Annotated in this window: 24 protein-coding genes and 1 pseudogene; 13 read left to right on the top strand and 12 right to left on the bottom strand. The window is 74.0% G+C overall.

The annotated features are described in order from the left end of the window. The first annotated feature begins 129 nt into the window (after positions 1–129). Positions 130–321, top strand: coding sequence for an NAD-dependent epimerase/dehydratase family protein (locus PKE99_RS18550; RefSeq protein ID WP_037047685.1), 192 nt, complete (start codon positions 130–132; stop codon positions 319–321). A 63-nt stretch (positions 322–384) separates the two neighbouring features. On the opposite strand, the gene PKE99_RS18545 is transcribed toward PKE99_RS18550, so the two are convergent. Next, positions 385–588 (bottom strand): cold-shock protein, encoded by a 204-nt coding sequence (locus tag PKE99_RS18545; RefSeq protein WP_037047683.1) that lies wholly within the window; start codon positions 586–588, stop codon positions 385–387. 376 nt (positions 589–964) lie between these two features. Here PKE99_RS18545 and PKE99_RS18540 point away from each other — a divergent pair, with 376 nt between their 5' ends. The 5 genes from PKE99_RS18540 (at position 965) to PKE99_RS18520 (ending at position 5976) form a co-directional block, all read left to right on the top strand. After that, entirely contained in the window at positions 965–1693 is a 729-nt protein-coding gene (locus PKE99_RS18540; RefSeq protein ID WP_051737662.1) for a class I SAM-dependent methyltransferase, read from the top strand. Positions 1694–1919: 226 nt separating this feature from the next. Continuing rightward, positions 1920–2087, top strand: coding sequence for a hypothetical protein (locus PKE99_RS18535; RefSeq protein WP_156067703.1), 168 nt, complete (start codon positions 1920–1922; stop codon positions 2085–2087). Positions 2088–2172: 85 nt separating this feature from the next. Continuing rightward, positions 2173–4683, top strand: a complete 2511-nt coding sequence (locus PKE99_RS18530) for an ATP-binding protein (RefSeq protein WP_051737661.1) — start codon at positions 2173–2175, stop codon at positions 4681–4683. A gap of 24 nt (positions 4684–4707) precedes the next feature. Continuing rightward, positions 4708–5100 (top strand): hypothetical protein, encoded by a 393-nt coding sequence (locus PKE99_RS18525; RefSeq protein WP_037047681.1) that lies wholly within the window; start codon positions 4708–4710, stop codon positions 5098–5100. A 117-nt stretch (positions 5101–5217) separates the two neighbouring features. Then, complete coding sequence (locus PKE99_RS18520; protein WP_037047677.1) at positions 5218–5976, top strand: ZIP family metal transporter; 759 nt, start codon at positions 5218–5220, stop codon at positions 5974–5976. Between the two features lie 36 nt (positions 5977–6012). Here the strand turns inward: PKE99_RS18520 and PKE99_RS18515 are convergent, their stop codons facing one another. The 4 genes from PKE99_RS18515 to PKE99_RS18500 are packed head-to-tail and all read right to left on the bottom strand — an operon-like array spanning position 6013 to position 13266. Further along, on the bottom strand, positions 6013–7401 hold the full coding sequence (locus tag PKE99_RS18515) for a M1 family aminopeptidase (RefSeq protein ID WP_051737660.1): 1389 nt from the start codon (positions 7399–7401) through the stop codon (positions 6013–6015). Beyond that, on the bottom strand, positions 7398–8609 hold the full coding sequence (locus PKE99_RS18510; protein ID WP_037047674.1) for a heparan-alpha-glucosaminide N-acetyltransferase domain-containing protein: 1212 nt from the start codon (positions 8607–8609) through the stop codon (positions 7398–7400). The genes PKE99_RS18515 and PKE99_RS18510 overlap by 4 nt, the downstream gene beginning before the upstream one ends. After that, positions 8606–9253 carry a BPL-N domain-containing protein gene (locus PKE99_RS18505; RefSeq protein ID WP_037047671.1) on the bottom strand — a complete coding sequence of 216 codons (648 nt, stop codon included), beginning with the start codon at positions 9251–9253 and terminating at the stop codon, positions 8606–8608. The genes PKE99_RS18510 and PKE99_RS18505 overlap by 4 nt, the downstream gene beginning before the upstream one ends. Then, positions 9253–13266, bottom strand: coding sequence for a Pls/PosA family non-ribosomal peptide synthetase (locus PKE99_RS18500; protein ID WP_231498272.1), 4014 nt, complete (start codon positions 13264–13266; stop codon positions 9253–9255). Before PKE99_RS18500 ends, PKE99_RS18505 begins: the two co-directional genes overlap by 1 nt. 263 nt (positions 13267–13529) lie before the next feature. Here PKE99_RS18500 and PKE99_RS18495 point away from each other — a divergent pair, with 263 nt between their 5' ends. After that, a complete protein-coding gene (locus tag PKE99_RS18495) occupies positions 13530–14132 on the top strand; it encodes a DUF5701 family protein (protein ID WP_231498271.1) in 603 nt (200 codons plus the stop codon). Between the two features lie 44 nt (positions 14133–14176). On the opposite strand, the gene PKE99_RS18490 is transcribed toward PKE99_RS18495, so the two are convergent. Next, the gene (locus tag PKE99_RS18490; RefSeq protein WP_051737659.1) at positions 14177–14743 is read right to left on the bottom strand and encodes a GNAT family N-acetyltransferase; all 567 of its coding nucleotides are present in this window, start codon (positions 14741–14743) and stop codon (positions 14177–14179) included. Positions 14744–15008: 265 nt separating this feature from the next. Between PKE99_RS18490 and PKE99_RS18485 the strand changes: the two genes are divergently transcribed. The 3 genes from PKE99_RS18485 to PKE99_RS18475 all read left to right on the top strand — a co-directional run bounded on the left by PKE99_RS18485 (position 15009) and on the right by PKE99_RS18475 (position 17383). Next, entirely contained in the window at positions 15009–15197 is a 189-nt protein-coding gene (locus PKE99_RS18485) for a hypothetical protein (RefSeq protein WP_037047667.1), read from the top strand. 232 nt (positions 15198–15429) lie between these two features. Further along, positions 15430–16191, top strand: a complete 762-nt coding sequence (locus PKE99_RS18480) for a polysaccharide deacetylase family protein (protein ID WP_231498270.1) — start codon at positions 15430–15432, stop codon at positions 16189–16191. A 16-nt stretch (positions 16192–16207) separates the two neighbouring features. Beyond that, positions 16208–17383, top strand: a complete 1176-nt coding sequence (locus PKE99_RS18475; RefSeq protein ID WP_271214895.1) for a YncE family protein — start codon at positions 16208–16210, stop codon at positions 17381–17383. Here PKE99_RS18475 and PKE99_RS18470 read toward each other — a convergent pair. Together PKE99_RS18470 and PKE99_RS18465 are read right to left on the bottom strand one after the other, a co-directional pair. Continuing rightward, positions 17373–18650: an NAD(P)/FAD-dependent oxidoreductase gene (locus PKE99_RS18470; RefSeq protein WP_051737658.1), complete on the bottom strand. Its 1278-nt coding sequence runs from the start codon at positions 18648–18650 to the stop codon at positions 17373–17375. The two genes, PKE99_RS18475 and PKE99_RS18470, sit on opposite strands and share 11 nt — an antisense overlap. Continuing rightward, positions 18647–19084 carry a hypothetical protein gene (locus tag PKE99_RS18465; RefSeq protein ID WP_037047664.1) on the bottom strand — a complete coding sequence of 146 codons (438 nt, stop codon included), beginning with the start codon at positions 19082–19084 and terminating at the stop codon, positions 18647–18649. Before PKE99_RS18465 ends, PKE99_RS18470 begins: the two co-directional genes overlap by 4 nt. A gap of 122 nt (positions 19085–19206) precedes the next feature. Here PKE99_RS18465 and PKE99_RS18460 point away from each other — a divergent pair, with 122 nt between their 5' ends. Next, complete coding sequence (locus PKE99_RS18460; protein WP_231498269.1) at positions 19207–19872, top strand: helix-turn-helix transcriptional regulator; 666 nt, start codon at positions 19207–19209, stop codon at positions 19870–19872. A gap of 128 nt (positions 19873–20000) precedes the next feature. Here the strand turns inward: PKE99_RS18460 and PKE99_RS18455 are convergent, their stop codons facing one another. The 4 genes from PKE99_RS18455 to PKE99_RS18440 form a co-directional block, all read right to left on the bottom strand. Next, the gene (locus tag PKE99_RS18455; RefSeq protein WP_197040699.1) at positions 20001–21182 is read right to left on the bottom strand and encodes an AI-2E family transporter; all 1182 of its coding nucleotides are present in this window, start codon (positions 21180–21182) and stop codon (positions 20001–20003) included. A 132-nt stretch (positions 21183–21314) separates the two neighbouring features. After that, on the bottom strand, positions 21315–21512 hold the full coding sequence (locus tag PKE99_RS18450) for a hypothetical protein (RefSeq protein ID WP_037047660.1): 198 nt from the start codon (positions 21510–21512) through the stop codon (positions 21315–21317). A gap of 33 nt (positions 21513–21545) precedes the next feature. Next, positions 21546–22184 (bottom strand): DUF998 domain-containing protein, encoded by a 639-nt coding sequence (locus PKE99_RS18445; RefSeq protein WP_051737657.1) that lies wholly within the window; start codon positions 22182–22184, stop codon positions 21546–21548. Between the two features lie 256 nt (positions 22185–22440). After that, entirely contained in the window at positions 22441–23160 is a 720-nt protein-coding gene (locus PKE99_RS18440) for an alpha/beta hydrolase (protein ID WP_051737656.1), read from the bottom strand. Positions 23161–23370: 210 nt separating this feature from the next. Between PKE99_RS18440 and PKE99_RS18435 the strand changes: the two genes are divergently transcribed. Both PKE99_RS18435 and PKE99_RS18430 read left to right on the top strand, forming a co-directional pair. Beyond that, positions 23371–24888 (top strand): N,N-dimethylformamidase beta subunit family domain-containing protein, encoded by a 1518-nt coding sequence (locus tag PKE99_RS18435; protein WP_037047658.1) that lies wholly within the window; start codon positions 23371–23373, stop codon positions 24886–24888. A gap of 841 nt (positions 24889–25729) precedes the next feature. Next, positions 25730–25984: pseudogene (locus tag PKE99_RS18430) on the top strand (Hsp20/alpha crystallin family protein); the annotation flags it as partial. Between the last annotated feature and the right edge of the window lie 60 nt (positions 25985–26044).

Raw genomic sequence — 26044 nt, 5'->3', positions numbered from 1 at the left:
CGGGGGTGGACGCCCTCCCGTGACGGGAGGACGCCCCGCTCCCGGCGGTGGCCGCGCACCAGATCCCGCTGCTCAAGAAGACCGCCGAGCTGTTCAGCACGCTCGCCGCCCGCGCATGCCGGGTTCGACGTGATCGAGGTGGTCGCCGCGATCAACGCGACGATCCCGGGCGCGGACCTCACCCTGCCCCCGGGCCGTAGCCGGCCCGGCGGCCGTCTCGACATCACCCGCCTGCAGCCGGACACCGGCTTCGCCCCCGAGTACGACGTCGGGCGCGCCTTGGCCGACTACGTCGCCTGGCTGCGGAACCACGAGGCGTGAGGAGCGGAGACGGCAGGAGCCCGCCTCCCTCGGGGGGACACGGGCTCCTGTCGCGCGCGGCAGTCAGATGACGCGGACGCCGTTGGCCTGCGGCCCCTTCTTGCCCTGCCCGATCTCGAACTCCACCCGCTGGCCCTCGTCGAGGCTGCGGTAGCCGGTGCTGTCGATCTCGGAGTAGTGGACGAAGACGTCTGCGCCGCCGCCGTCCTGCTCGATGAAGCCGAAGCCCTTCTCGCTGTTGAACCACTTCACGGTGCCCTGTGGCATGTCACTGCTCCTCGCAGGTCCTGGGCCGTCGCAACGTGCGGGGCCCCCGGCCGATCCTGATGGGCGGGTCCCGCCGTCACCGTGAGGACGGGGCTGCGGCCCATCGCTGTGTCTCCGCGAGCGTGCAGGACACGGACCTCGAAAACCGAACGACCGAGTGCACCCTACTGCGCGGCGCGCCCCGGTGGGGGGAGGCGCGTAGGGTCTGAACCTCAGCAGTCGTCGGGGCGCGTCGCCCCGGTCACCCGATGTGTCGTCACCGCCGGGCGTGGTAGCCGGGCCCGACTACCGATCCGCGCCGGGAGGCGCGGTACGAGCGGCACCTGCGGTGCCGCACCCGAACGCGGGTAACCTCCGCGAGAGATCCGAGGCTTGCATGCCCTCCGCCGCACGCGGATTCACCCTGTACGGCGACGTCCCCGGAGCCGCTGCGCCCTCCGGCCTGGTCGGGGTCAGCCACAGCGCCGTCGACCTGCCGACCGGTCGGATCGAGCTCGTCCACCCCCGGGACGCGCTCGAGCAGATCTACGAGCAGAACTTCGGCTGGGGTGGCACGGAGCCGCCGTACTGGGCGCAGCCGTGGCCGAGCGGGATCGAGCTCGCGGACGCGGTGGCACGCGCGGACCTCAGCGGTGCGCGCGTGCTCGAGCTCGGCTGCGGCCTGGCCCTGCCGAGCCTCGCCGCGGCGCAGGGCGGGGCCCGGGTCCTGGCCACCGACCGCGCGCCCGGCGCCCTGGCCTTCGCGGCCCACAACGCCCGTCGCAACGGCCTCCGGCTTGAGGTGGCGCAGTGCGACTGGTCCGATCCGTGGTCGGCGATCGCGGGTGCTCCGTGGGACCTCGTCCTGGCCGCCGACGTGCTCTACCTCCACGACGGGCTCGACGCCCTCGATGCGCTGCTGCCCCGGCTCGTCCTCGGCTCGGGCGAGGTCTGGCTCTCCGATCAGGGACGCCCACCCGCGCGCGACTTCCTCGCCCGGTGCGAGCGGTGGTCGACCGTCAGCACGACCGGGACCGACCACCCCGAGGTGAGCCTGCACCGACTCCGTCGGCACGCCGTCACGACGTGCGACCCGGTGCCTGCCCTCGTGAACGGGCGGTCGTGACCCCGGGTGCATTAGTTGTAACAGCAAGCATGATCGGGTCGATCTCCGGTCCGTGAGATCTGCCTGCGGGAGGTCTCCGCTGGGGGGCCCGGTCGAGGGGGCGGGCCTGCCGCGGTCCGGTCGTCAAGCAGCGTGCGATCGGGCTGGCAGCTCGTGCCGCGCCGTGCCTCGGGTGCCCTCCGCAGGAGCGGCGGTTTGCTCTTCGGCACGTGCGGTAGTGACAGGCATGGCTATCGAGAACAGCGGGACCTCGCCGGAGCAGCATCCGCATGGCGGGGACGACGCCGCGCCCGAGGACCGGCCCGACCCTGCATCCGAACTGCCCGACGACGATCGCGACGACCCGGACACGGACGAGCAGCCGGTGACCGGGCACGGGAACCTGCCCGAGTAGCGCCGGCCCGCCCGCCCTCGACCGCCCCGGTCCGCTGGGCCGTTCGGCCGAGCTGGCCGAGAGTGTGAGCTGCCACACTCGGCCGATGGTTCTCCTGGAGCGCGGTCGACCCCTGGACCTGCTCGTCGATCGTGCGCGTTCGGCGGTGCGGCGTCGTGGGTCGGTCGTGCTCGTGACGGGGGAGGCCGGGATCGGCAAGACGATCCTGCTGCGGGCCTTCGTGGAGCGCGTGCGAGCGGAGATCGCCGGTCTGTGGGGCATGTGCGACTCGCTCAGCACGCCACGCCCGCTCGGTCCGCTCCGCGACGTCGCCGGGTCGCTGGACCCGGCGCTGCCCACGTTGTTGCGCGGCTCGGCGGACCAGCACGAGGTCTTCGCCGCGGTGCTGGAGGCCCTGCGGGGCGGGCCGCGGGTGTTCGTGGTGGAGGACCTGCACTGGGCGGACGAGGCGACCCTGGATCTGGTGCGGTTCCTCGCCCGGCGGATCGCGGAGCTGCCGGTGCTGTTGGTGCTGTCCTTCCGCGAGCCGCTGCCGGGGAACCATCCGCTGGTCGCGGCGCTGGGGGATCTGGTCTCCTCGCCGGACGCGTGCCGGTTGCCGTTGGAGCCGTTGAGCGTGGCCGCGGTCGGGGAGATCCTGGCCGGACACGGCGTCGACGCCGCCGAGGTGCACCGCCGGACCGCGGGGAACCCGTTCTTCGTCAGCCAGATCGTCGCCCAGCCGGACGCGCCCCTGCCGGGCACGGTGCGCGACGCCGTGCTCGCCCGGGTGGCCGGGCTGGCGCCGCCGGTGCGGCACAGTCTGGAGCAGCTGTCCTGCACCCCTGAACCCGTGGGCCACGCGCTGCTGGGAGCACTCGGGATCACGCCGGCGACCGTGGGGCTGCTGTGTGCGACCGGCCTGGTCGATCCGGTCGGTCACGGGGTGGCCTTCCGGCACGAGATCGCTCGCTGTGCCGTCCTGGAGGCGGCGGCGCCCGGCACCGTGCCCGCCCTGCACACCGCCATGATCGAGGCGCTGGAGACGATCGGCGGCGACGTGAGCGTGCTCGCCCACCACGCCGTCGCGGCGGGCGACACCGACCGCGTCCTGCGCTACGCGCCCGCGGCCGCGGCGGAGGCGTCCCGCTCGGGTGCGCACCGCGAGTCCGTGGCCTTCTACGAGACCGCGCTGCAGGTGGCCGCGGACCCGGCCGTGCGCGCAGGCCTGCTGGAGGCCGTCTCGGACGAGCTGTACCTGACCGACCGGTTGCCCGCGGCGATCGAGCGCCGCGAGCAGGCCCTGCACCTGCGTCGCCGGCTCGGCGAGCCGGCCGCCGTGGGCGCCGCGCACTCGGCGATCTCGCGGTTCTCCTGGTACGCCGCGGACCGCGCCGCCACGGAGGCCCACGACCGGGCGGCCATCGAGATCCTCTCGCAGACCGACGACCGCCGGGCTCTGGGTTTCGCCCTGGCCCATCACGGCCTGCTCGCGGCACAGCGCGGCGACGTCGAGGAGACCCGACGGGCGGCGCAGCAGGTCGACCGGATCGCCGAGGAGCTCGACGACGCGGCCCTGCTGCGCGGCACCGCCGCGATCGGGCTCGCGGTGGCGAGGCTGGCCGCGGGGGAGACCGATGCGCGGGCCGAGCTCCTCGAGGCGAGCGAGGTGGGCGTGCGGCACCGGCTGGACATGCTCGCGACCATGCCGATGAGCAATCTCTGCGCCCTGGACGTCGCGCAGGGCCGGTTCGACGACGCCGAGGAGTCGATCGCCCGGGCCCTGGAGATCAGCCGGGCACGCGACACCCCGATCTGCACCACCTGGCAGACCGGTGTGCGCGCCAGGCTGCGGTTGTTGCAGGGCCGCTGGGAAGAGGCCGAACGAGACGCCGGGACCGTGCTCGCGGCCAGCGACCTCCCGCTCAGCCGGGTCTGGCCCCACCTGGTGCTCGGGCTGCTGCTGGCGCGTCGGGAGGCGCCACCGGAGAACCCCCACCTCGACGAGATGTGGCGACTGGCGACCAGGTTGAACGTCCCGGGCATGGTGATCCCCGCCGCGGCGGCCCTCGCGGAGAACGCCTGGATCATCCGGACCCCCGACGCCAGGCTGGACCATCCTCTGGTCGCGGGCCTGGCCGGTGGCGGGTTCACCGGGCGGAGTGCGCTGGTCGAGGGGCTGCAGCAGTGGCTGCGGCGACTCGAGGGCGCCGCCGGGCCCCGCCCGGCCCCGGGGCAGCCCTACGAGCAGGCCCTGGCGGGGTGGGACGCCGGATCGGTCGACGACCTGCGGGCGGCCCTGGACCTGTTCGACCGGCTCGACGCGCGGGCCGTGGCCGACCTGGTCCGCGCCCGGCTGCGCGACGCGGGCGTCAGCCACGTCCCGCGGGGACGCCGCCTCGACACCCGGACCAACCCGGGCGGGCTCACCACACGCCAGCTCGACGTGCTCGCCCTGCTCGCCGACGGACTGACGAACGCCGAGATCGCCGCCCGCCTCGTGATCTCGACCAGGACCGCCGACCACCACGTCTCGGCGATCCTAGGCAAGCTCGGCGTGCACTCCCGGAACGAGGCCGCGGCCGCGGCCCGCACCCTCGGAGTCACCTACGCGTAGAGGCCCGGATCGTCCTCGACCCGAATGGAGGGCCGTTGGGAGAACTCCGGGGTGCTGAGCCGTCACCACCAGGTCGCACTGGTCGACGGGACCGCCGGGAAGGTGCTGGTCGTGGACGGCGGGCTGCCGCGCCATCCGGGCCCGTGGCCGTGGGCCGCGGACCTGCAGCCGGCCGTGGGGGCGCCGGCGGCGGTGCCCGTGGCGGCGCCGTGGCGTGCCGCGTACCCGGACGTCGACCTCGCCGCGGTCCGGGCCCGGGTGCCCCTGGCGGAGGCGGTCTTCCAGGCGATCACCTACGAGCAGATCCACCGCGCCCAGCCCGAGCGGCCCCGCTGGGAGCCGGCCACCTTCGTCGGGCGGTACATCGACATCCTGGCCGGGCTGCGCGACGACGCCGCGAAGAAAGTGGACCCGTGAGCACGCTGCGGCCCGTCCCACGTACGGCGGACCCGATCACCGGTGCGTGGCCGCGGTTGCCCCGGACCCGGCCGGGTACGAACCGCGGAGAGGTGAACGGCGACGGAAGGGGAGCACGTGCCGACCTGGCTCCTGGCCGGCTTGTGGGGGTTGCTCGCAGGAGGAGCTCTGGTGCTCGGTGCGGCGGTGGCGTGGTGGGTCCGGGTGCCGCCGAAGGTCGTCGCCGGGATCATGGCCTTCGGCGCCGGGGTGTTGATCTCCGCGCTGGCGTTCGAGCTGGTCGACGAGGCCGTCCGGCAGGGTGGGATCGTTCCGACCGCGGTGGGCTTCCTCGGCGGCGCGGTCGTGTACGTCCTGGCCAACGCGGCGCTCGACCGACACGGCGCCCGGCACCGCAAGCGCTCGGGCGATCAGCAACCCTCCGAGCAGGAGCAGTCGGGCAGTGGGGCCGCGATCGCCGTCGGTGCCCTGCTCGACGGTGTCCCGGAGTCGGTGGTCCTCGGTCTCACCCTGCTGACCGGTGGTGCCGTCAGCCCGGCCGTGCTGGCCGCGATCTTCATCTCCAACGTGCCCGAGGGGCTGTCGAGCGCGGCCGGGATGAAACGGGCGGGCCGGCCCGCCCGGTACGTCTTCGGCGTGTGGATCGGCATCGCGCTGGCGAGCGGGCTGGCCGCGCTCGTCGGCTACGTCGCGCTCGACGGGGTGTCGCCGACGGTGGTCGCGGCGATCACCGCGGTGGCCGCCGGGGCGATCCTCGCGATGCTGGCCGACACGATGATCCCCGAGGCGTTCGACCGCGCCCACGTGCTGACCGGACTGATCACCGCGCTGGGCTTCCTGACCGCTCTCGCGGTGCACTCGGCCGGGGGAAGCTGACCCGACGACAGCGCCTCTGGTCCCCGGTGCCCGGACTCAGCCGGCGGGGAGGGCGCCCGCGTCGCGGAGGGCCTCGAGCGCCTCGGGGACGTCCCGAAAGGCGGCGGCCACCTCGGCCGGCCCGGCGACGCGGTGGGCGTTGTCCTGCAGGTACGCGCGGACCGCGGCGTCGAACCGGTCGGCCCCGGCGCGGCGGCGGGCCTCGAGCAGGGCCGCGGCGCCCTGGTCGTAGACGCCGCGGACGTAGCGGGTGAAGTCGCCCGTCCGGGCCCAGTACTCCATGGGCTCGCCGGTGCGCCCGCGCAGCCCGCGGGGGATCCGGTCGAGCCGGTAGCGGTCCTCCTGCCCGGTCGCCAGCGCCTGCGCCCATGTCGCGAAGGCCTCGTCGAGCCACGGGTCGCGGGCCTGGTCGTTGCCGACCAGCGAGTAGAACCACTGGTGGGCGAGCTCGTGGGCGACCAGGCCCGGGATCTCGGCGCGGCGGTCGTCGGCGAACTGCAGCGCCATCGGGAACTCGACGCCGTCGGTCTGGGTGGGCACGATCGTCGCGGTCAGGTCGGGGTACGGGTAGGCGCCGAGCAGCGCCCCGTGCCTCTCCAGGGCGAGGTCCAGCTCGTCGATCCACTCGTCGCCGGTGGCGCGGCTCCCCGAGCGCGGGGTCGCGACGTGCACGCGCACGCCGCGGACCTCGCGGGTGGTCACGGCGTAGGCGCCCACGGACACGGCGGCGTCGCGCACGGCCTCGGCCGTGAACTGGTGCGTGACGCGGCCCGGCGCCGGGGTCGTGGTGCCCGTCGCGGTCCCGGTGGCCACGACCTCCTGGCCCTCCGCGGCGGTGACGGAGAGCGTCAGCGCGGCGTCCTCGCTGGTCGCGGTCTCGCCGTAGAGGTCGACCGCGGCATCACGGACCCAGCCCTCCCCGCGCACCCAGGCCAGCAGTGGGAACGCGGTGCCGAACCAGGCCGTGCCGGTCGCCGGCGAGTAGCCGACGCGCTCGCCCGAGTCCTTCCCGAGCGTCAGCCGGAAGGTCAGGTCCGCGGTGATCGCGGTGCCCGCCGGCACGCAGGCCGACAGTGGGAGGGTGACCAGGGTCGGGTCCGGCGCGATCTGTGGCGCGAGCACGGTGTCCCCGACCCGGGCGCTGGTGATCTCCAGGGCGCTGCCCGCGCGGGCGGCCGTGGGCTTGTTCGGCCAGTTCCGGAAGACCAGCTCGCAGACCTGCCGGTCCGGGGTGAACCGGACGGTCTCGGTGCCGGTCGCGGACGCGAGGTCGGGCGCCGTGTCGAAGGCGACGTCGACGACGGGTCGGTCCAGCGACGGGGCGGGCCAGTCCTCGGCGGCGTCCGGGACCGAGGCGGTGCAGGCGGCGAGCAGCATGACGAGCAGCACGCCGAGCCCCACGGCCCGGATCCTCGTCGGGATCACGCGGCGGCACGTCCCGCGGCCCGCGCCGCCACCCGGACGAGCGACTCGAGCGGGCCGCGGCCGACGGCGCGTCGCCAGGCGAGCGCGCCGAGGGCCGCCACCGCGACCTGCACGAGGTACCCCGGGAGGGCGTCGAACGTGTCGAGCGGCGAGTTCAGGAACACCACGTGCAGCGTGTAGACGGTGAGGGTGAGCGCCCCGACCGCGGCGAGCGGCCGCAGCACGGCCTGTACGAGCGGGTTCGCCAGGCGGCCGAGGAGGAGCATCACGCCGAGCACCGCCAGGGCGGAGCCGATGGTCTGGGCGAGGTCGACCGGGGTCCCCGAGTGCGGGGCGTCCGTGGCGAGCCACCACCACGTCGTCGTCGGGGTGGTGCCCTCCGGGCACACGGCGACGAAGTCCGCGACCGTCGGCGCGGTCGCGAGCAGGTCGGGCGGGGTCGCGGCGGCGATCGCGGCCTCGCCGTCGAGGGGGCCCATGAGCCACCGGGAGACGAGCGTGGCCGCCACCGCGAGCGCCGTTCCGCCGGCGGCCAGCCACACGGCGACGCGGGTGTCGGTGAGCCGCAGCCGGCCGACGGCGATCCCGACGGCGAGGTACGCCAGCCAGGGCAACGCGGGGTAGTACCCGGTGAGGGCCAGCTCGGAGAGCAGCCCGAGCGGGTCGGTGACCAGCTGCGTCACGGTCGGGTTCTCCAGCGACGGGGCGGGCAGCCCGGGCCGGACCCACTGGCTCAGCACCGGCATCCCCGCCGCGAGCAGAGTCGCGACCCCGACCAGCGCGCGGGTCGGGAGGAACACCAGCGGGATTGCGAGCAGGAACATCAGTGCGTAGTACGGGAGGATGTTCGCCGCGATCTCCGCGGAACCCCGGCCCAGGGCCAGGCCGATCGCGCCGACGACGGCGGCGCGGGCGGCCAGCGACGCACCCGCGGACCTCCCGTCAGGGCCCCACGCGACCCGCCGCCGCCCGGTGGTGAAGGCGATCCCGACGCCGGCGAGCACGGCGAAGACCGCCGCCGAGCGGCCCGCGGTGACCAGGTACGTCGTGGTCGGGGCGCCGTCCGGGGTGGTGTCGTAGAGCGAGTGGACGGCCATCATGCCCAGCACGGCGACGCCACGGGCGGCGTCCATGCCGAGCAGGCGCGACGGCGCTGCATCGGCGGGCCGCTGCGGGCCCCTCAGCGGTGCGGGAGCGGTGGCGGTCATGCGAGCACCTCGTCGATCAGGTCGTGCCCGAGGTCGGTGGGCAGCGGGTCGGGGACGGGCAGGCCGGCGTCGGTGAACCAGTCGGGCCCGGCTTCGGGGTGCGGGCCGGAGACGGCGACCCGGCCCGTGCCGAACGGGCAGGCCAGCGCGGCGACGCCGCCCTCCGGGTAGCGGGCGAGGACCTCGACGTCGGCGCCGGCGTCCTGGTCGAGGAGGAACAGCGGGCCGTCCTGGAAGAAGACGGGGCGCGGGCGGCCGCGCCACGAGACGGGCAGGACGAGGTCGCCCGTGTCACCGGTCGCGGCGCCGGGGGAGCCGGCGTAGCGGTCGGTGTCGCCGGGCAGCAGGGCGAACCCGGGGGTCGCGCCCGCCAGGTAGCCGCCGAGGCAGAAGCCCAGGTAGCGACCCCCGCCGGCGACGTAGTCGCGGATCGTCGAGCGGCGTCGGTGCAGGTGCCGCCAGGCGGCGGCGAGGGCGCCGCCGCCGGGCTGGGCGTAGACGTCGGCGGTGGCGAGCACCTCGGGGGTGAGCTGCCGCCTGCTCACGAACCGGACCTGCAGGCCGTGGCGTTCCAGCAGCGCGCCGACGGCCTCGGCGCACCCGGCCGGGCGGGAGGCGCGACCGCGGTAGACCAGGGCCCGCATCAGGCGGCCAGATTCCGGTGCGCTCCGCGGCGGTGCCGGGCTCGGCGGTGCCGGGCCAGTGCCGGGTGGACGTGCGGGATGGGCTCGGTAACGGGGTCCGGGAGGGGCTCCTCGGCCACGCCCTGGGCCGGGATGCCCCGCCAGCGGGTGTGCGGGGGCAGCGACTCGCCCTTCATGACCAGCGACAGCGGCTCGAGCGCGGTCCCCTCGCCGACCGCGGCGTCGTAGAGCACGACGGCCCGGTCCCCGACGGTGGCGCCCGCGCCGATCCGCACCGTGGACATCTTCATCACGCGGTCCTCGAAGAGGTGGGTCTGCAACGAGGCGTCCCGGCCGATCGCGGCGTCGTCGCCGATGTCGACCAGGTCGAACTCGGTGAGATAGGTCGTGGCGAGGTAGGTACGGCGACCGATCCGCGCACCGAGCAGGCGCAGTGCCGGCGGCAGCAGCGGGGTGCCGCGGAAGAGCTGCAGCATCGCCGGGACCGCGGCGGCCTCGTACAACCCGGTGACGAACTCCGACCGCCGCACGAACCGGCTCCACAACGGTTCCACCCGCGAGCGGTAGGTCCCCACGGCGAGCCACTTCACCGCCGCGACCGCACCGGTGACCAGCACCCCGAACAGCACCGCCAGCAGCGGCGCGACCACCACCGCCGCCCACAGCGGCGCCCCCACCGCGGCCATCGTGGACAGCGCCTGCAGGTACAGGTAGACCGCCACCGCGATCAGCGACGAGGGCAGGCAGATCCGCAGGAACTCGATCCCCAGCCGCTCGGCGACCCGCCGGCGCGACGGCCGGAAGGTCAGCCCCTCGGCGAAGTCGCCGCTGTCCTGCCGGGCGGGCAGGTGCATCGCGGGTGAGCCGAGCCAGGCGCTGTCCGCCGGCACGCCCGCGGGCGGCGGCACGGTCTGCACCCCGACCAGGGACCCGGCGCCGAGCCGCGACCCCGGCGGCAGCAGCGCCGCGTTCCCGACGAACGCCCGCTCGCCGACCTCGGTGGTCCGGAAGGAGACCCAGCCGCGGTGGAACGTCGCCCCGCCCGCGCTCGCCATGTCGGCGACGAAGCTCTCGCGGCCCAGGGTGAGCAGGTCGGGATCGACGTGCGCGACGGTCGACACCTCGGCACCGGGACCGACGCGGGCGCCCAGGGCCCGCAGCCACGGCACGGTGTAGAGGGTGGCGTAGAGCGAGTTGGTCATCTCCAGGCTCATCTCGAGCAGCTTGTCGGCGACCCACTTGCGCACGCCGAGGGTCGAGCGGGCGGGATGGATCCCGGTCGGGGTGGTCGGCAGCACCGCCTGACGGCTGGCGGCGATCGTCAGGCAGACCGTGGCCACGAACACCGGCCCGACGCACAGCGCCGCGAGCAGTCCGACGGTCTGTCCGAACTGCAGCAGCGCGCCCCAGACGAGCAGCAGGGTCGGGACCAGCATGAGGATGGGCAGCAGGTCGAGCAGCGCCAGGCCGGCGAGCGTGCCGAGCCGACCGGCGGCGCCCCAGGGCTGGGCCGGTGGCTGCGCGGCGAGTTCGGCCACCGCGTCGTCCGCGCGCCGATCAGGGTCAGGGGCGGCCGGGGAGCCGGACCACCGCTGCCCGACCGGTACCTCACCGGCCAGCAGCGCCTGCTCTCCCAGCACCGCGCCGGTGCCGACGACGGCACCCGGTTGCAGGAGCGCCCCGGCGCCGACGAACGCCCCGGCCGCGACGCGGACCGGCCCGACCACCACCCGGCCGTCCTCGACGACCCACGGGCGCAGGGCCGCGCCGTACCCGATGCTCGCGTCGTCGCCGACGTCGATCAGCTGGGGCAACGAGAGCGAGGCCGTTCCGACGTGCGCGTCCGGCCCGATCCGGGCGCCGAGCCGGCGCAGGAAGCCCGGCATGAGCGCCGACCCGCTCAGCACCGGCAGCGGGGTGAAGGACAGCAGCAGGTCCGTCGCCCACAGCCGAAGGTGCACCCGGCCCCACAGCCGGTACCTGCCCGGCCGCACCCCGCGGCCGAGCAGCCGGATCCCGAGCGGGGCGAGCGCCCAGCGGGTCGCGAGGTAGACCGCGGTCGCGGTGAGCGCGATCGCGGTCAGGACCCCGAGCGAGACCTGGCCGTCCTCGGCCACGTAGATCGCCGCGACGGGGGCGGCGAGCAGCATCAGCAATCCGTAGAGCACGCCCGCCTGCACGGTGCCGGCGAGCCCGTAGCGCACCGGCGTGGTCTTCTCCGGCTCGGCGCGCGTGGTGGCGGTGACGTCGGGCAGGGTGGCGGCGAGCCCGCGCACCGTCGGGTTCTCGTACAGGTCCCGCACCGCGACCGTCGCCATCCCGCGCTCGCGCATCAGCGAGACGGCGGTGGCGGCGAGGAGCGAGTGGCCGCCGAGCTCGGCGAAGAAGTCGGCGGTGACGGACAGCTGGGCCGGGTCGATCCCGCAGGCCTCGGCCCAGGCGTCGCGCACCCGTTCCTCGGCCGCCGTCGCCGGCGGCACCAGCGCGCCCGCCAGGGCGACGAGCCTGGGCGAGGTGGGCGGCGGCAGCCGCTTGCGGTCGACCTTGCCGCTCGGCATGGTCGGCAGCTCGGGCAGCACCTCCAGGTGGCCCGGGACCATGTAGTCCGGCACCCGCTCCCGCAGCCGCGCGTGCAGCCGCTCCCGCAGGCCGTCGTCGGGACGGTCCGTGGTCACGTAGGCCACGAGCTCGTCGTCGACCATCGCGGCCACGGCGCTGCCCACCGCGGGGTCGCCGAGCAGCACGCTGTCGATCTCGCCCAGGTCGACCCGGTGCCCGCGGATCTTCACCTCGTCGTCGGCCCGGCCGAGGTAGACGATCTCGCCGGACGCGTCCCAGCACCCGAGATCACCGGTGCGGTAGATGCGCTCGCCGCGGAACTCGACGAACCGGTCGGCGGTCTTCTCCGGCATCCCGACGTACCCGCGCGCCACGCCCGGGCCGCCGATGCAGATCTCTCCCGCGGCGTCGCCCATGACCTCGCGCAGGTCCTCGTCGAGAATGTGGACGGTGTAGGTCGGCAAGGGCCGGCCGATCGTCACCGGACGCCCGGGGAGCAAGTCGCCCCAGGTCGCGGTCACCGTGGCCTCGGTGGGCCCGTAGGTGTTCAGCATCCGGCGTCCCGGTCGCGCCCAGCGCTCCACGAGGTGGGCGGGGCAGGCCTCGCCCCCGACCATCAGTCCCCGCACGGCCGGGAGGTCCCGCGGGATGGTGGCCAGCAGGGTCGGCACCGCGTAGAGGACCGTCACGCCGGTGCGGTCGAGGAAGTCGGCCAGCTCGGGCCCGAGGCGCCGCTCGTCGTTCGGGCCGACGACGAGGGTCGCGCCGACCGCGAAGGTCGGCCAGATCTCCTCGATCGAGAAGTCGAAGGAGATGGTCATGCCCTGGTAGACGCGGTCGCCGGGGCGGACGTCGTACACGCCGGGAACCACGCGCAGGAAGTTCACGATGCTGAAGTGCGCGACCTCCACGCCCTTCGGGCGGCCGCTGGAGCCGGACGTGTAGATCACGTAGCAGGTCGGGTCGGCGGCGCCGTCGACGTCGTCGACCGGTGGCGGTCCGTCGGCCGGGGGCAGTGGCACGGTGTCCAGGCAGAGCTCCGGGACCCGCAGACCGGGGGCGAGGTCCGACGTCGTGACCAGCAGGTCGAGGCCCGCGTCGTCGGCGATGTAGGCGACCCGGTCCGCGGGCGACGCCGGGTCGATCGGCACGAACGCGGCACCGGCCTTGAGCACCGCCAGCAGCGCGGCGTAGGTCCGCCACGAGCGCTCGAGCAGCAGGCCGACGCGGCCACCCGGACCCACGCCGCTCTCACGGAGCAGGTGCGCGAGTCCGTCGGCACGGGCGTCGAGTTCGGCGTAGGTCAGCAGCTCGCCGTGGTCGTCGACGGACACGGCGCCCGGCGAGCGGCGCGCGGCGGTCTCGAAGACGTGGTGCAGACGGGACCACGGAGGGCCAGGACGGTCGCCGAGGGCATCGGGCGCACGACGGGCCGGGGAGGGGGCCAACGACACGGGGAGCGTTCCTCTTTCTGGGACTTCGGCCTTGCGGGGAGACGAATGTCGGGCCTACCCCCGCAAATCCCACTGGTAACACTTCCGTGATCCACGACGGCCATGTTCGTCACGCTGCGCGGTCGGCCTGGGCCAGACAGGGCATACGTCGGTTAACCTGATCGGCTCTGCGTCCGGCCGGGGTGCCCTCTCCACCTCCGGCGGGGAACAGGACGGACCGGACAGGCGTTCCGCTCGTGCCGTTGCCGAACCGTGGAGGTCCTGTGCTGCCGTCCCTGCGCGACCAGGTCGACCGACTCGTCTCCCTCGACGCCACCGCGCCGCTCACCCCCGAAGAGCTCCGGGTCGCCGCGAAGGCCCTGCCGGACCGACCCGGCCTGCTGGTCGTCGCGGGCGCGACACCCTCCGCGGTCACGCCCCTGCTGCGGCGCGGCGTCAAGGAGGGGTTCGTGGTCGCCGACATGACGGACGTGGACGACTTCGCCCCGACCGTCGAGGTCCCGGACGCGCCGGTCTACCTGGTGGAGGGCCTGGATCGCGGCGACCACCTGGCGAATTGGAGCCCGGAGGAGGCCGCGACCGAGTTCGCCGGCACCGGCCGGACCCCGCTCCTGCTCACCGAGGGCGTGCAATGGGTGCTGCAGGATCCGGAGGTGCTGCAGCGCAACGTCTGCTTCATGACCATCGGGTCCCGCCTGCGCAAGCCCGGCGGGAGGTTCGACGCCCGCACCCCTGCCGTGTGGATCTCCAACGGGACCGGCCGGGACGGGAAGGAGCGGCGGGACGCACCCAAGGTGGGGTGGTGCTGGTGGAACAACCGCCACACGTGGCTGGGCTTCGCCTCCGCGACGACCCGCACCGTCTGAGCGCCCGCCCCGAAGCCCCCGCCACACACGTCGGCGGCCGGTGATCAGCGATCGTCGACGGCGAGCGGGAGCTCCCACCGCCAGACGGGCCCCTCCTCCGGGTCCTCCACCTGCGCGACCCGGGTGAAGCCGCACCGGCGCAGGACCGCGGTCGAGGGTCCCTCCTCGGCGAGGGTGTGGGCGATCATCCGGACCGCCCCGTGGGCACGGGCCGTCGCGATCCAGGCGCGCGCGGCCGCGGTGGCGTGTCCGCGGCCGCGGTGACCGGGGGCCACGCTGTACCCGATCTCGACGACGCCGTCGGCCGGCGGGCCGGTGTACCCGCCGAGCCCCACCACCTCGGCGGCGTCCGGGTCGACGATCAGGTGGCTGGACCACTCGGGCGCGGCGCCGGCCGCGAGTCCCTCCCGGGTGAACGCCAGCGCCTCCGGGAAGGCCAGGTAGCCGTCGGCCACGGACAGGCCGTAGCGCTGCGGGAACCGCTCGGGGGCCTCGATCAGGGTCGTGACCTGCTCGAGCGTCAGTGGTCGGACCTCGGTCCGTGCCCGCTCCCGCGCCGCGGGAGGCTCGCCGGAGGAGTCGAGGGAGCCGGTCGGTTCGTCGTCGGACAACGCAGGCGTACTCCACTCGTCGTCGGGGGCATCGGCGCCAGGGGCGACCACAGGAGAGCTCGGCGACGCTAGCGCCGCGGGCGCGCGGGCGGCAAGGCGATCGGGTCGGTCGGTTGTGCTCAGTGGCCTGTCCCGGTGGTGCATTCGTCCAAAGAGGTGGATCCGCCCGGCGATCGATAACGCGCGTGGCCGCCGCGCGACGGTCAGGCATGGTCGACAACCGGACTGGCCTGGGTCTTCTTCCTCGTGGGCCGCGGCGGCGGACATGGTCAACGTCGTAGGGTTGGTGTGCGGGGGCAGTGCGGTGCTGCTGATCGCCACGGTGCTCATCGCCAACAGAGGGTCGAGTACGTCGGAGATGTCGGCGGTGACCGTCGTGTTCCTGCGGGTGCTCGCCGTGATCGTGCTCGTCACCCTTGTTTCGTGGCTCGTCATGTTCCGGTCCGCATTCTGAGGAAAGTCTCGGACCCACCGGTCCGGGGCCGTGTGCGGACCTCGACGGTCGAGCCGGCCCTGCTGCTCGCGTCCGGCTTGGGAAAACCGCACGCGAAGGGACGAAAGGGAGTGTCGTCCGCGGCGGTTCACCGGGTGCTCGCACGGCGCCGCCTACGGTCGCGGCTGTGCAGAGCGAGCCCCACGATGTGCCGGACCGTCGTGCTGCCGTGGGCGGTCCGGGGGCTGGCGAGGTGGATCGGGGCGACGGGCTCGGGACCAGCCGGCGGGCCGTCCTGCGGGCCGCGATGGTCCTGCCCCTGGCCGCGGCGTGCGCGGCGCCGCAGAGCGGGGTCCGGCCGTCGGCCCCCGCCGCTCCGACGACGACGGCCGCCCCCGCGACGTCGGCGGCACGCCCACCGACCGGCGAGGTCGACCGGGCCACGAGCGGACGGCCCGAGGTCGCCCTGACCTTCCACGGCGCCGGCGATCCCGACCTCGCGCGGCGGGTGCTGGGCACCCTGCACGACCGCGGCGCCGCGGTCACCGTGCTGGCGGTGGGGACTTGGCTGCAGCAGTACCCGGACGCCGCAGGGATGGTCACCGACCTGGGGCACGAGCTGGGCAACCACACCTGGTCGCATCGCGACATCGACGCGATGGGCGAGCGCGACGCCCGGGTCGAGATCGAGCGCTGCCGCGACCGGATCGCCGCGTCGACCGGCGGCCCGGGCGCGTTCTTCCGACCGTCGCAGGCCCAGCACGCCACGCCCGCGGTGCGGGCCCTGGCCGCGGCGGCGGGTTATCCGACGGTGCTGTCCTACGACGTGGACTCCCGGGACTTCACCGATCCGGGGTCCGCGGCGATCCGCCGCAACGTCGCGGCCGCGACCGCCGGCAGCGTCGTCAGCCTGCACCTGGGGCACCCGGGGACCCTGGCCGCCCTGCCGGGACTCCTCGACGACCTCGCCGGCCGGGGGCTCACCCCGGTCACGGCGACACGACTGTTCGGCTGAGGTGGGGGTGGTCCGGGTGAACGTTCGTCGGCGCATCGCGACGGCGGCGGTGCTGGCGGCGACGGTCGTGCTCGGCGGGTGCAGCGGGAGCGGCGGGACGGCGACCGCGCCCCCGACCGCGCCCGCGACCCCGGCGCCGGTGGCGGCGACGGACGGGCTGCCGGGGATGCCGCCGGTGCCCGACGCGCACGACGTGTACGCCGACGCCGGCGCGAACATGCTCTCCGACGCCGCGAAGGCCGCGAAACCGCTGGTCTACGTGCCGCACACCAAGTCCGGCGAGGTCCGGGTGATCGACCCGGCCACCTTCGCCACGGTCGGTACCTACCGGCTGGGCGGGGAGCTGCAGCACGTGGTGCCCTCGTGGGACATGCGCACCCTGTACGCCACGGACGACACCACGAACAAGGTCGTGCCCTTCGACCCGGTGACCGGGAAGCCGGGCGCGGCGATCCCGGTGCAGGACCCCTACAACATGTACTTCACCCCGGACGGCACATCGGCGATCTCCGTCGCCGAGGCGCAGAAGCGGCTGGTGTTCTACGACCCGCACACCTGGGTCCAGCAGGGCGACCTGCCGACCCCCGACTGCGCCGGCATCGACCACGCGGACTTCACCCCGGACGGCCGGACCGCCGTGTTCACCTGCGAGTTCGCCGGGCGTGTGGCCGTGGTCGACGTCGCGCGCCGCACCCTGCTGCGGACGATCGACATGCCGACGCGCAACCGGCACATGGGCCCGCAGGACATCAAGCTGGCCCCGGACGGCTCGGTGTTCTACATCGCCGACTCCGACCAGAACGGGGTCTGGGTGCTCGACGGGGCCGCCACCCACGTCGTCCGGGAGATCCCGACCGGGCACGGGGCGCACGGGCTGTACCTGTCGCGGGACGCGACCCGGCTGTTCGTCACCAACCGGCACGAGGGCTCGGTCAGCGTGCTCGACGCCTACACCGGCGCGCCGCTCACGAAGTGGAGGATCCCGGGCGGCAGCAGCCCGGACATGGGCAACGTGTCCGCCGACGGCGCGCAGCTGTGGCTCTCCGGCCGCTACGACCGGGCCGTCTACGTGCTCTCCACGACCGACGGCAGCCTGATCCGGAAGATCGCGGTCGGCGACGGCCCGCACGGGCTCTGCGTGTGGCCCCAGCCCGGGCGCTACTCGCTCGGCCACACCGGGATCACGCGGTGACTCCGGGGCTGCGGCTCGCGCTTCGTCCACGGACCACCTGGTCGAGGGGCACCGCGGGATCGGCGAGCGCCGCGGGGTCGACCGGAGAGCCTTCACGGATCAGACCACCGAGGGTCTCGGTGACGTCCCAGACGTTGACGTTCATGGCCGCGGCGAGGCGGCCCTGCCGGACCCAGAAGGCGACGAACTCGCGTCGTGCGAGGTCACCCCGGACGACGACGTCGTGGTCCTGCTCCGGGTCGACCCAGCCGGTGTACTCCATGCCGAGGTCGTACTGGTCGGTGAAGAAGTACGGCAGCCGGTCGTAGGCGGCGTCCTCGCCGAGGATCGTCCGCGCGGCGACGACGGGTTGGTGCAGCGCATTCGCCCAGTGCTCGACCCGTATCCGCCGGCCCAGCAGCGGGTGGAAGGCGTCGGCGACGTCTCCTGCGGCGAGGATGTCGCGGTCGGAGGAGACCAGGTGGGCGTCGACCAGGATCCCGTCGTCGACGTCGAGGCCGCAGGACCGGGCGAGCTCGACCTCCGGCTCGACCCCGATCCCGACCACGACGAGGTCGGCGTCGATCTCGGTCCCGTCGGCGAGGACGACCCCGCCCGCCCGCGCCGGCGTTCCCTCGGCCGGACGGATGGCGGTGACGGTGACCTCGCACCTCAGCTGCACACCGTGCTCGGTGTGCAGGTCCGCGAAAACCCCTGCCAGGTCCGGCCCGAGGACGGACAGCAGGGGTCGGGCCGCGTGTTCGAGAACGGTCACCTCGGCGCCGGCAGCACGGGCGGCCGCGGCGGTCTCGAGCCCGATCCAGCCGCCCCCGATGATCACGACGCGGGACCCGGGGGTGAGCGCGGAGCGCAGCTGTCGGCTGTCGTCGACGGTGCGCAGGTACTGCACACCGGGGAGCCGGGCCCCGGGTACCGGGAGCCGGCGCGGTCGCGCGCCGGTGGTGAGCAGCAGCGTGTCGTAGGGCAACCTGGTCCCGCCGGCGGTCTCGAGCTCGTGCGCGTGGCGGTGGATCTTGGTCACGAGGGTGTCGAGCTGCAGCTCGACGTGGTTGTCGAGGTACCACTGGGCCGGTCGCACGTCGAGCGAGGTGCGGTCGGCGCGACCCTGCAGGTAGTCCTTGGACAGCGGCGGCCGTTCGTAGGGCCGGTGCGGTTCGGCGCCGATGAGCGTGATCCGACCGTCGAAGCCGCCGTCGCGCAGGGCCTCGGCCGCCCTCGCGCCGGCCAGCCCGGCGCCGACGACCACGACGGTGCGCGGGCCGCTCATCGCCGACGCGCCCAGGGTGCGGGCCGGTCGAACGCGGCAGCCAGGCGGGCCAGGGCCAGCGCGCCCACGAGCAGCCCGAAGTCACGCAGGGCGATGTCGAAGTAGTCGCCCGCCAGCAGCAGATTCACGATGATCCCGGCGAGCCAGATCGCGACCACGTACCCGCCGACGCGCGGGAGTACGGCGACCAGGATGCCGGCGAGGATCTCCACCACCCCCACCGCGAGCATCGCCTGGTGCGCGGTGCCGGGGAGCAGGCCGTCGATCTGCGGGGCGAGGTAGCGGTCCCAGTCGGTGAGCAGCCCGACGAACTTGTCCAGCCCGAAGAGGATCGGCGCCACGGTGAACCCGGTGCGCAGCAACCAGAAGGCCTGCCGGGCGGCCGGCACCGAGACCAGCGAGCCGCGAGTGGACGGGACGTGCTGAGTGGCCATGACCCCTCCCGAGATCTAAAGGACGCTATCGTGGACGTTAGAAGCACGACACTGTTAAGTCAATGACTGTGTCCGTTAGAAGGGGTTGCCCGGTGGAGGACTTCGTCTCTCAGGTCAGCGGCGTGAGCGCGCTCGCCGAACCCGCACGCCGGGCGTTGTACCTGTACGTGGTGGCGCAGCCGGAGCCGGTGAGCCGGGACGGGGCCGCGGAGGGCGTCGGACTCGCCCGGCACACCGCCAAGTTCCACCTCGACAAGCTCGTCGAGGAGGGGCTCCTCGACACGGAGTTCCGCCGGCTGTCGGGCCGCCGAGGACCCGGCGCGGGGCGCCCCACCAAGCTCTACCGGCGCTCGGCGCGGCAGGTCGCGGTCACGCTCCCGCAGCGGCAGTACGACCTGGCGGGGCAGATCCTGGCCGAGGGCGTCGATGCGGCCGCCCGGGACGCGACGCCCGTACTCGACGCCGTCCGGAGCGCCGCGACGGCGACCGGTCACCGCCTGGGCGCAGAGGCTCGGCAACGATGGGGTCCCGCCACACCGACGTCCGGTGACGTCGCCGCCGCCCTCGGCCGGTACGGGTACGAGCCGCGGCAGGACGGGATCGTGACGGTACTCGGGAACTGCCCCTTCCACGCGCTCGCCCGCGAGCACACCGCCCTGGTGTGCGGGATGAACCTGAGCTTGATCGCCGCCTTCCTCGAGGAGTTCGGGTGTCCGGGGATGCAGGCCCGGCTGGACCCGGCCCCCGAGCGGTGCTGCGTGACGGTGGCCGAGGAGGCCTCGGCCTGAGCGGCGACGCCTCAGCCGTGTGTGTCCTCCGGTCGGTGGACGGAGGGGGCGCCCGGACCACGGCGATGTCGAGCGCGATGATCAGCGTCGACCACCGGGGGAGGACGGCAGGAACAGGACGTTCGCGATCAGGACGCCGGAGACCGCGGTTCGTCGATGTGACGGTGAGGATCGGGTGCTCCGTCGCCGGGGGACAGGGCGGTCGTCGAGGGTGCAGCGCCGTTCCCTGGTTCCTCCTCCGGTTCGAGCCGGCCACCGGACAGGAAGGCGGACATCCACCGGGTCCGGGGATCGACGTCGAGCAGGAGTGCCTTGGCGAGCAGCGTGAGCGGAATGGCGAGCACAGCGCCGAGCGGGCCGATCACGAAGGTCCAGAACACCAGCGACAGGAACGTGAGGGTCAGCGAGAGGTTCACCGCGTCGCTGACGAACTTGGGCTGGATCAGCGACTGGATGACGAAGTTGATGACGCAGTAGGCCACGATCACGGTGAGCATCAGCCGTGGGCCGCCCTCGAGGAGCCCGAGGAGAGCGGGCGGGACGAGGCCGATGATGAAGCCGATGTTGGGGATGTAGTTGGTGACGAAGGCGAGCAGGCCCCACAGCAGGGCCAGCGGCACGCCGACGATCCAGAGGAACACGGCGTCGACCACCGCGACGATCAGGCCGAACACCGTCGAGACGAGCAGGTAGCTGCGGGTCCCGTGGGCGAATCCGCCCAGGGCGGTGGCGACGGCGGTGCGCTCTCCCCCGACCTGCTCGAGCCTGCGCGAGAAGGACACCGCGTCGATGCCCATGAACAGCACGACGAAGATGAGGAAGAGCAGGTTGGTGAACGTGCCGGCCAGTCCGGCCAGCAGCGAGGTCACCAGGCCGGCGACCCGGCCGAACGAGATCTGGGACAACGCCTGCTGGAACTGCTCCGGTCCTATGCCGAGTCCGGCGAACCACGCGCGGAGGTCGTTCAGGAGCGCGACGAAGCGGTCCTGGTAGAGCGGGAGCAGGGTGCCGAGCCGGGCCACCGACAGGGCGAGGGCGGCCGCGAGGCCGACGATGATGGCCAGCAGCACGACGAGGGTGATCGTGGCGGCGAGCCACCGGGGGACGCCTCGCCGGGTCAGGATGCCGGTCAGCGGGTGGACGCCGATCACCAGGACCAGGGCCAGCAGCACCGGGGCCAGGATGGACCGGAACTGCTGCAGGGCCAGGGTGCTGACGAGGAGCCCGGTCACGGCCAGCACGACCACGAGGCCTCGCGGCATGCCGGTGGGCGCCTCCGCAACGGTGTCGCCCGGACCGGGCTGGGCCATCCCACGTCTCCTTCGCTGCGGAGCGGCTGCCGGAATCGGCCGAGGTGTCGGCTACTCCGCAGCACGATCCGCCGGGACGGCCCGCGTTGTCCTCATCCGAAGTGGACGAGACCGGGCACACGGCTCGGCAGCTCACCCGGCCCGGTACACGGCCTCCCGGTAGAGCCAGGCCCCGGTGACGTCGGGGAGCTCCTCGACGCGTTTGTAGACGGCTCCGCGACCGGAGGTCGAGTCCGTCCAGAACAGGCTCGGGAGCGGGATGGACATGTAGCCGTACCGGACGACCTGGCCGCGTACTGGACCGTCCTCGAACCGAACGTTCACCGCCATACCGCGAGTGTGCGCGCGCCGGGACCGGCGAACCTACGCATACCTGGCCGTGTCGGCAGGCTGCCGGATCAGCATCGCGGACACCGCCGCGAGCCAGCCGGCAACGACCAGGAGCTGGGCCTGCTCCACGGTGCGGATGCCGGGGCCACCGGACAGGGCCAACGCGCTGAGCGCGCTCCCGAGCAGCAGCACCGCCGCGCAGCAGGCCACGCCGAACCACCACGACCATCGTCGGGACAGCACGCGCTCGGCCCCGCGCCCGACAAGGACCATCGCCGCGGCCGCCGCGATCATCCCGACGACGCCGGACACGGTGTGCATGTCCGTGAACTGGCCCAGCAGCGACCTCGACTGTTCGATCCGCGCGCAGACCGGGTCCACGGAAGGAGCACAGGCCATCGGACTGACACCGTCCACGATCGACGCCGCCCCGACCGTGCCCACGAGTACGGGGCCCGCCGTCCCCCGGCCGCCGGGTCGGCGCAGCCACTCCCACATGCCCACGGCCAGGAGGAGGATCAGAACTCCGGCGGCGACGTCGGCGGCGCGGAACCAGCCGCTGCCCGGGGAACCACGCACCTCCAGCTCGCTGACGAACGCCCGGGTCGCGTCCAACCGTCCGCCCGCCAGAGGAGCGAGCAGGAACCAGCAGTAGCAACAGGCCCCGGCCACCCCGGCCCACCCTGCGCACACAGTCCGCCGGCGGCGGGCTCGCAGCGCAGCTCGCCACTGGGCGCTGTCCGCACCGGAAGGCCGCGCCGACGACGACCGCCGCGGAGATGACGCCGTCGGAACCTGGGCAGCGCGACGACCCGCCGGCCTGCCGGGCATGCGAACAGGATCGTGGCCGAGTGCACGACGCGCCAGCCGGAGCACCACCGACCCGGCCGTCGGGAGGTAGACGCCGACAGCTCGTCCGGCCAGCTCCTCAGCGGTGGCGCCGGAGAACCCGCGCGCGGCGCCGTGGCAGGTGCACGCGCAAGCCCCCACTGCCCACGGCCTCGAGGGCGCCGAGCATCACCGGATCGAGCCGGCCACCGATCAGGGCCGCGTCGACGAAGTCCGTCGTCAGCGCCGTCCACGCCCGCCACTGCCGCAGCAACACATGGCCGGCACGGGGCAGCTCGACGCGGGCGATCCGGGCACCGACCCGTCGCGCGTTCACCGCGAACCGGTAGGACATCACAGGATCGGTGTGCCGGTCGCGAGCGCCGTGGATGATCAGTACGGCTCGGCCCTTCAGCTGGCCGACGGGATCCGCCTCCTCCAACCACGGGCCGAGGAGGACGACACCGGCCACCCGCGCATCGCCCGCGACGTGGACCGCCACCCGGCCGCCGAGGGAATGACCGACGAGGCCGACGGGTACCGGCCCATACCGCCGCCGGACCTCGGCCAGCGCCCACGACGCGTCGACGACCGGGTCGGCGCGCTCGCCGTTCCACCCCCGGTAGCGGTAGCGCAGCAGGTGAACGGCGAGGCCGTGCCGGCGCCCCCGCCGGGCGATCCGTCCGGCCAGGGGCCACAGGAACGCCTCGGCCAACCACAGGTGCGGCCGCCGGCTCTCGGCCTCTCCGCCGGGCAGGACCAGCACGACCGCACGCACCGAACCCGCCCCGAGGCGACGACTGAGCTCCGAGACGCGCATGCCTCTCCGCACCCGGCCAGTCTGCCCCGGTGTCGTCGGCGCCGTGCCCGAACGGCGCCCTGTCGCGGCAGGTCGTGAGCATCGGGCGGGGATCGCACAGCTCGGTACCGACGTGGTGGTCGGTCCGGTAGCGTCTGCGGCCCGCCTCACGCGGAGCGGCCGACGCGGCCCGCGGCCCGGGTCGGCGGTCGCTGCCGGTGAGGGGGGAACGTGCGCGCGGGATGTGTCGGACGGGCCGTCGCCGCTGTCCTTGCCGCTCTGCTGCTGCTCGCGGGCTGCTCGGTGACCGGGACCCGGTCCGGCCCGGCCCCGACCGCGTCCGCGCTGCCTCCCGCACCGGTGCCGTTGCCGCTCGCCCTGCCCGCCGGCGCCGTGCCCGGCGCCGAGTGGCGGATCACCCATCCCGGGCCGGAGCACGCCGTCGAGGGCTTCGCGGACCGCACCTCCGTCCACCCCGGCGACCCCGTGCACCTGTTCGTCTCGACGACGGCCGCCCGGTACACGGTCACGGCCTTCCGGATGGGCGACTACCCGCCCACCGGGGCCGCGCAGGTGTGGGTCTCGCCGCCGCAGCCAGGCCGACGCCAGGCCGACGCGGTTGTGCAGGCCCCGCGGAACACGGTGGTGGCGCCGTGGAACCCGACGCTGACCGTCGACACCGCCGGCTGGCCGCCGGGCGACTACCTCTTCCGGCTCGACGCCGACAACGGCGCCCAGCAGTTCGTCCCGCTGACGCTCGCCACCCCGGACAACACGGGCCGGCTCGTCGTGGTCAACGCGGTGACGACGTGGCAGGGCTACAACCGGTGGGGCGGGTACAGCCTGTACGCCGCGGGCACCGGCCGGTTCGCCGACCGCTCCCGCGCGGTCTCCTTCGACCGGCCCTACCAAGCGAAGGACATGCAGGGCGCCGGCGACTTCCTCATCTTCGAGCTGCCGTTCGTGGAGTTCGCCGAGCGGTCCGGGCTCCCGCTCGGCTATGCCACCGACGTCGACCTCCACGCGGATCCCCACCTGCTCGACGGCGCCCGGGCCATGATCACGCTCGGCCACGACGAGTACTGGTCCACGGCGATGCGGGCGACGGCGACCGCCGCCCGCGACCGGGGCGTGAACCTCGCCTTCCTCGGCGGCAACGAGATCTACCGGCACATCCGGTTCGAGGACAGCGCCCTCGGACCGGACCGGGTCGAGGTGGACTACAAGTCCTTCGAGGAGGACCCGGCGAGCCGCAGCGACCCGCTCGAGGCGACGCCGCAGTGGCGCGACCCGCCCCATCCCCGGCCGGAGAGCGTGCTGCTCGGCAACTTCTACCAGTGCAACCCGGCGCAGGCCGATCTCGTCGTCGCCGACGCCGGGAGCTGGCTGCTCTCGGGTCTGGTGCGGGACGGGCAGCGGCTGCCCGGCCTCGTCGGCAACGAGTACGAGCGCGTCGACCTGCGGGTGCCCACGCCGCGGCCGATCGAGGTGCTGTTCCACTCCCCGGTGACCTGCCGCGGCCGGCCGGACTTCGCCGACGCGACCTGGTACTCGGTGCCGAGCGGCGCCGGGGTGTTCTCCGCGGGGACCCAGTACTGGATCTGCGGGCTCGACCCGGCCTGCCGCGGCGGGACGAGCGCCCCGGTGATCGGCACGATCACCACACGGCTCCTGACCGCCTTCGCCGCAGGGCCGGCAGGCGCCGCGCACCCCGCCGAGGACAATCTGAGTGCCCTCGGCATCGCGTGACGGCGCCGATTCGTCAGCCTCGTGGTGCCGTCGGGGTGCGACGGGCGGAAGCGTCAGGGAAGTGGAAGCCGGCGAGCACTTCGCAGGGTTCAGCATCGGGTCCTGGCGGTGAGCGGAGGTACGGTCCCGCCCACCCGCCGGCCACGCCGCACGTACTGGTGACGGCGGGCCAGCGCCCCGAGCAGCCGTTTTGGAGAACTCAAGCCAGAGCTTGACAGAACCTCAACTGGAGGCTACATATATGCCCAGTACGCGGTACATGACCTGGTGTCGACGACGACGCTGCCGGGGAGTGAATCGACCATGCCGAACACCAGCCACGCGCGGGTGACCAGCGAGTTCGTCGAGCTGGTCTACGCGGATCAGACCTGGCTGCGCGCCGAGTTCGACGCGATCATGGCCGCGAACTTCGGGAGCCTTCCTCCGTACTTCCCCCCGCCGCGTCCCCTCAGGCCGCGACCTGTCGCAGGGCCGCGTCGAGCGGGCCGCCGAGCCTCTGAGCGCACGACTGGTGCTGCCCGATCAGCGGAGGTGGTGCGGGCGGTGCGGGGTGGGAGCCGGCAGCGCTCCCCTCCGCCGCGCGACGCTGTGCGCGCTCAGGAGCACGCACCGGTCAGAAGAGCGCAGCGAGAGAACGCAACGCGGAAACGGAAGGCAGGTGGTGTGGCGTCGACGCGCCTGGTCCCCGGTGCGTTCGGTGACCGTGATCGACGGATGCCAGGTCCGGCCCGCGGTCACGGCAGCTGCGGCCGGGGCCGGACCTGGGCGAACCACCGTTTTCACGCTGTCGGGAACAAGGAGCCCGATTCCTCGGAGAACCTGAGGCAGTGGGCTGGAGCACGTCGAGCGCAACGTGCTCACGGTCAAGGCCGAGCGCAGCCCCGACCACGGCGAGGGCGCCGAGATGCAGGTGTCCGAACGGCCTCGCGGAGTGTTCTCCCGCCAGCTGTTCCTGGGCGACACCCTCGACGCGGGCAACATCACCGCACGCTACGAAGCCGGTGTGCTGACGCTGCGGGTGCCCGTCGTCGAGCAGGCCAAGCCCCGCAAGATCGCGATCAGCGGCGAGAGCGAGGCCACGCAGATCAACGCTTGAGCACGGACGGGCCTGCGGGCCCGACCGGGCTCGACCCCGCCCGGGCGGACGGACCGCCCG

It is taken from the genome of Pseudonocardia halophobica (assembly GCF_027922425.1).
Taxonomy (GTDB): Bacteria; Actinomycetota; Actinomycetes; order Mycobacteriales; family Pseudonocardiaceae; genus Pseudonocardia; species Pseudonocardia halophobica.
The sequence above is the reverse complement of the archived record's forward strand: the minus strand, read 5'-3'. Positions and strand labels throughout refer to the sequence as shown.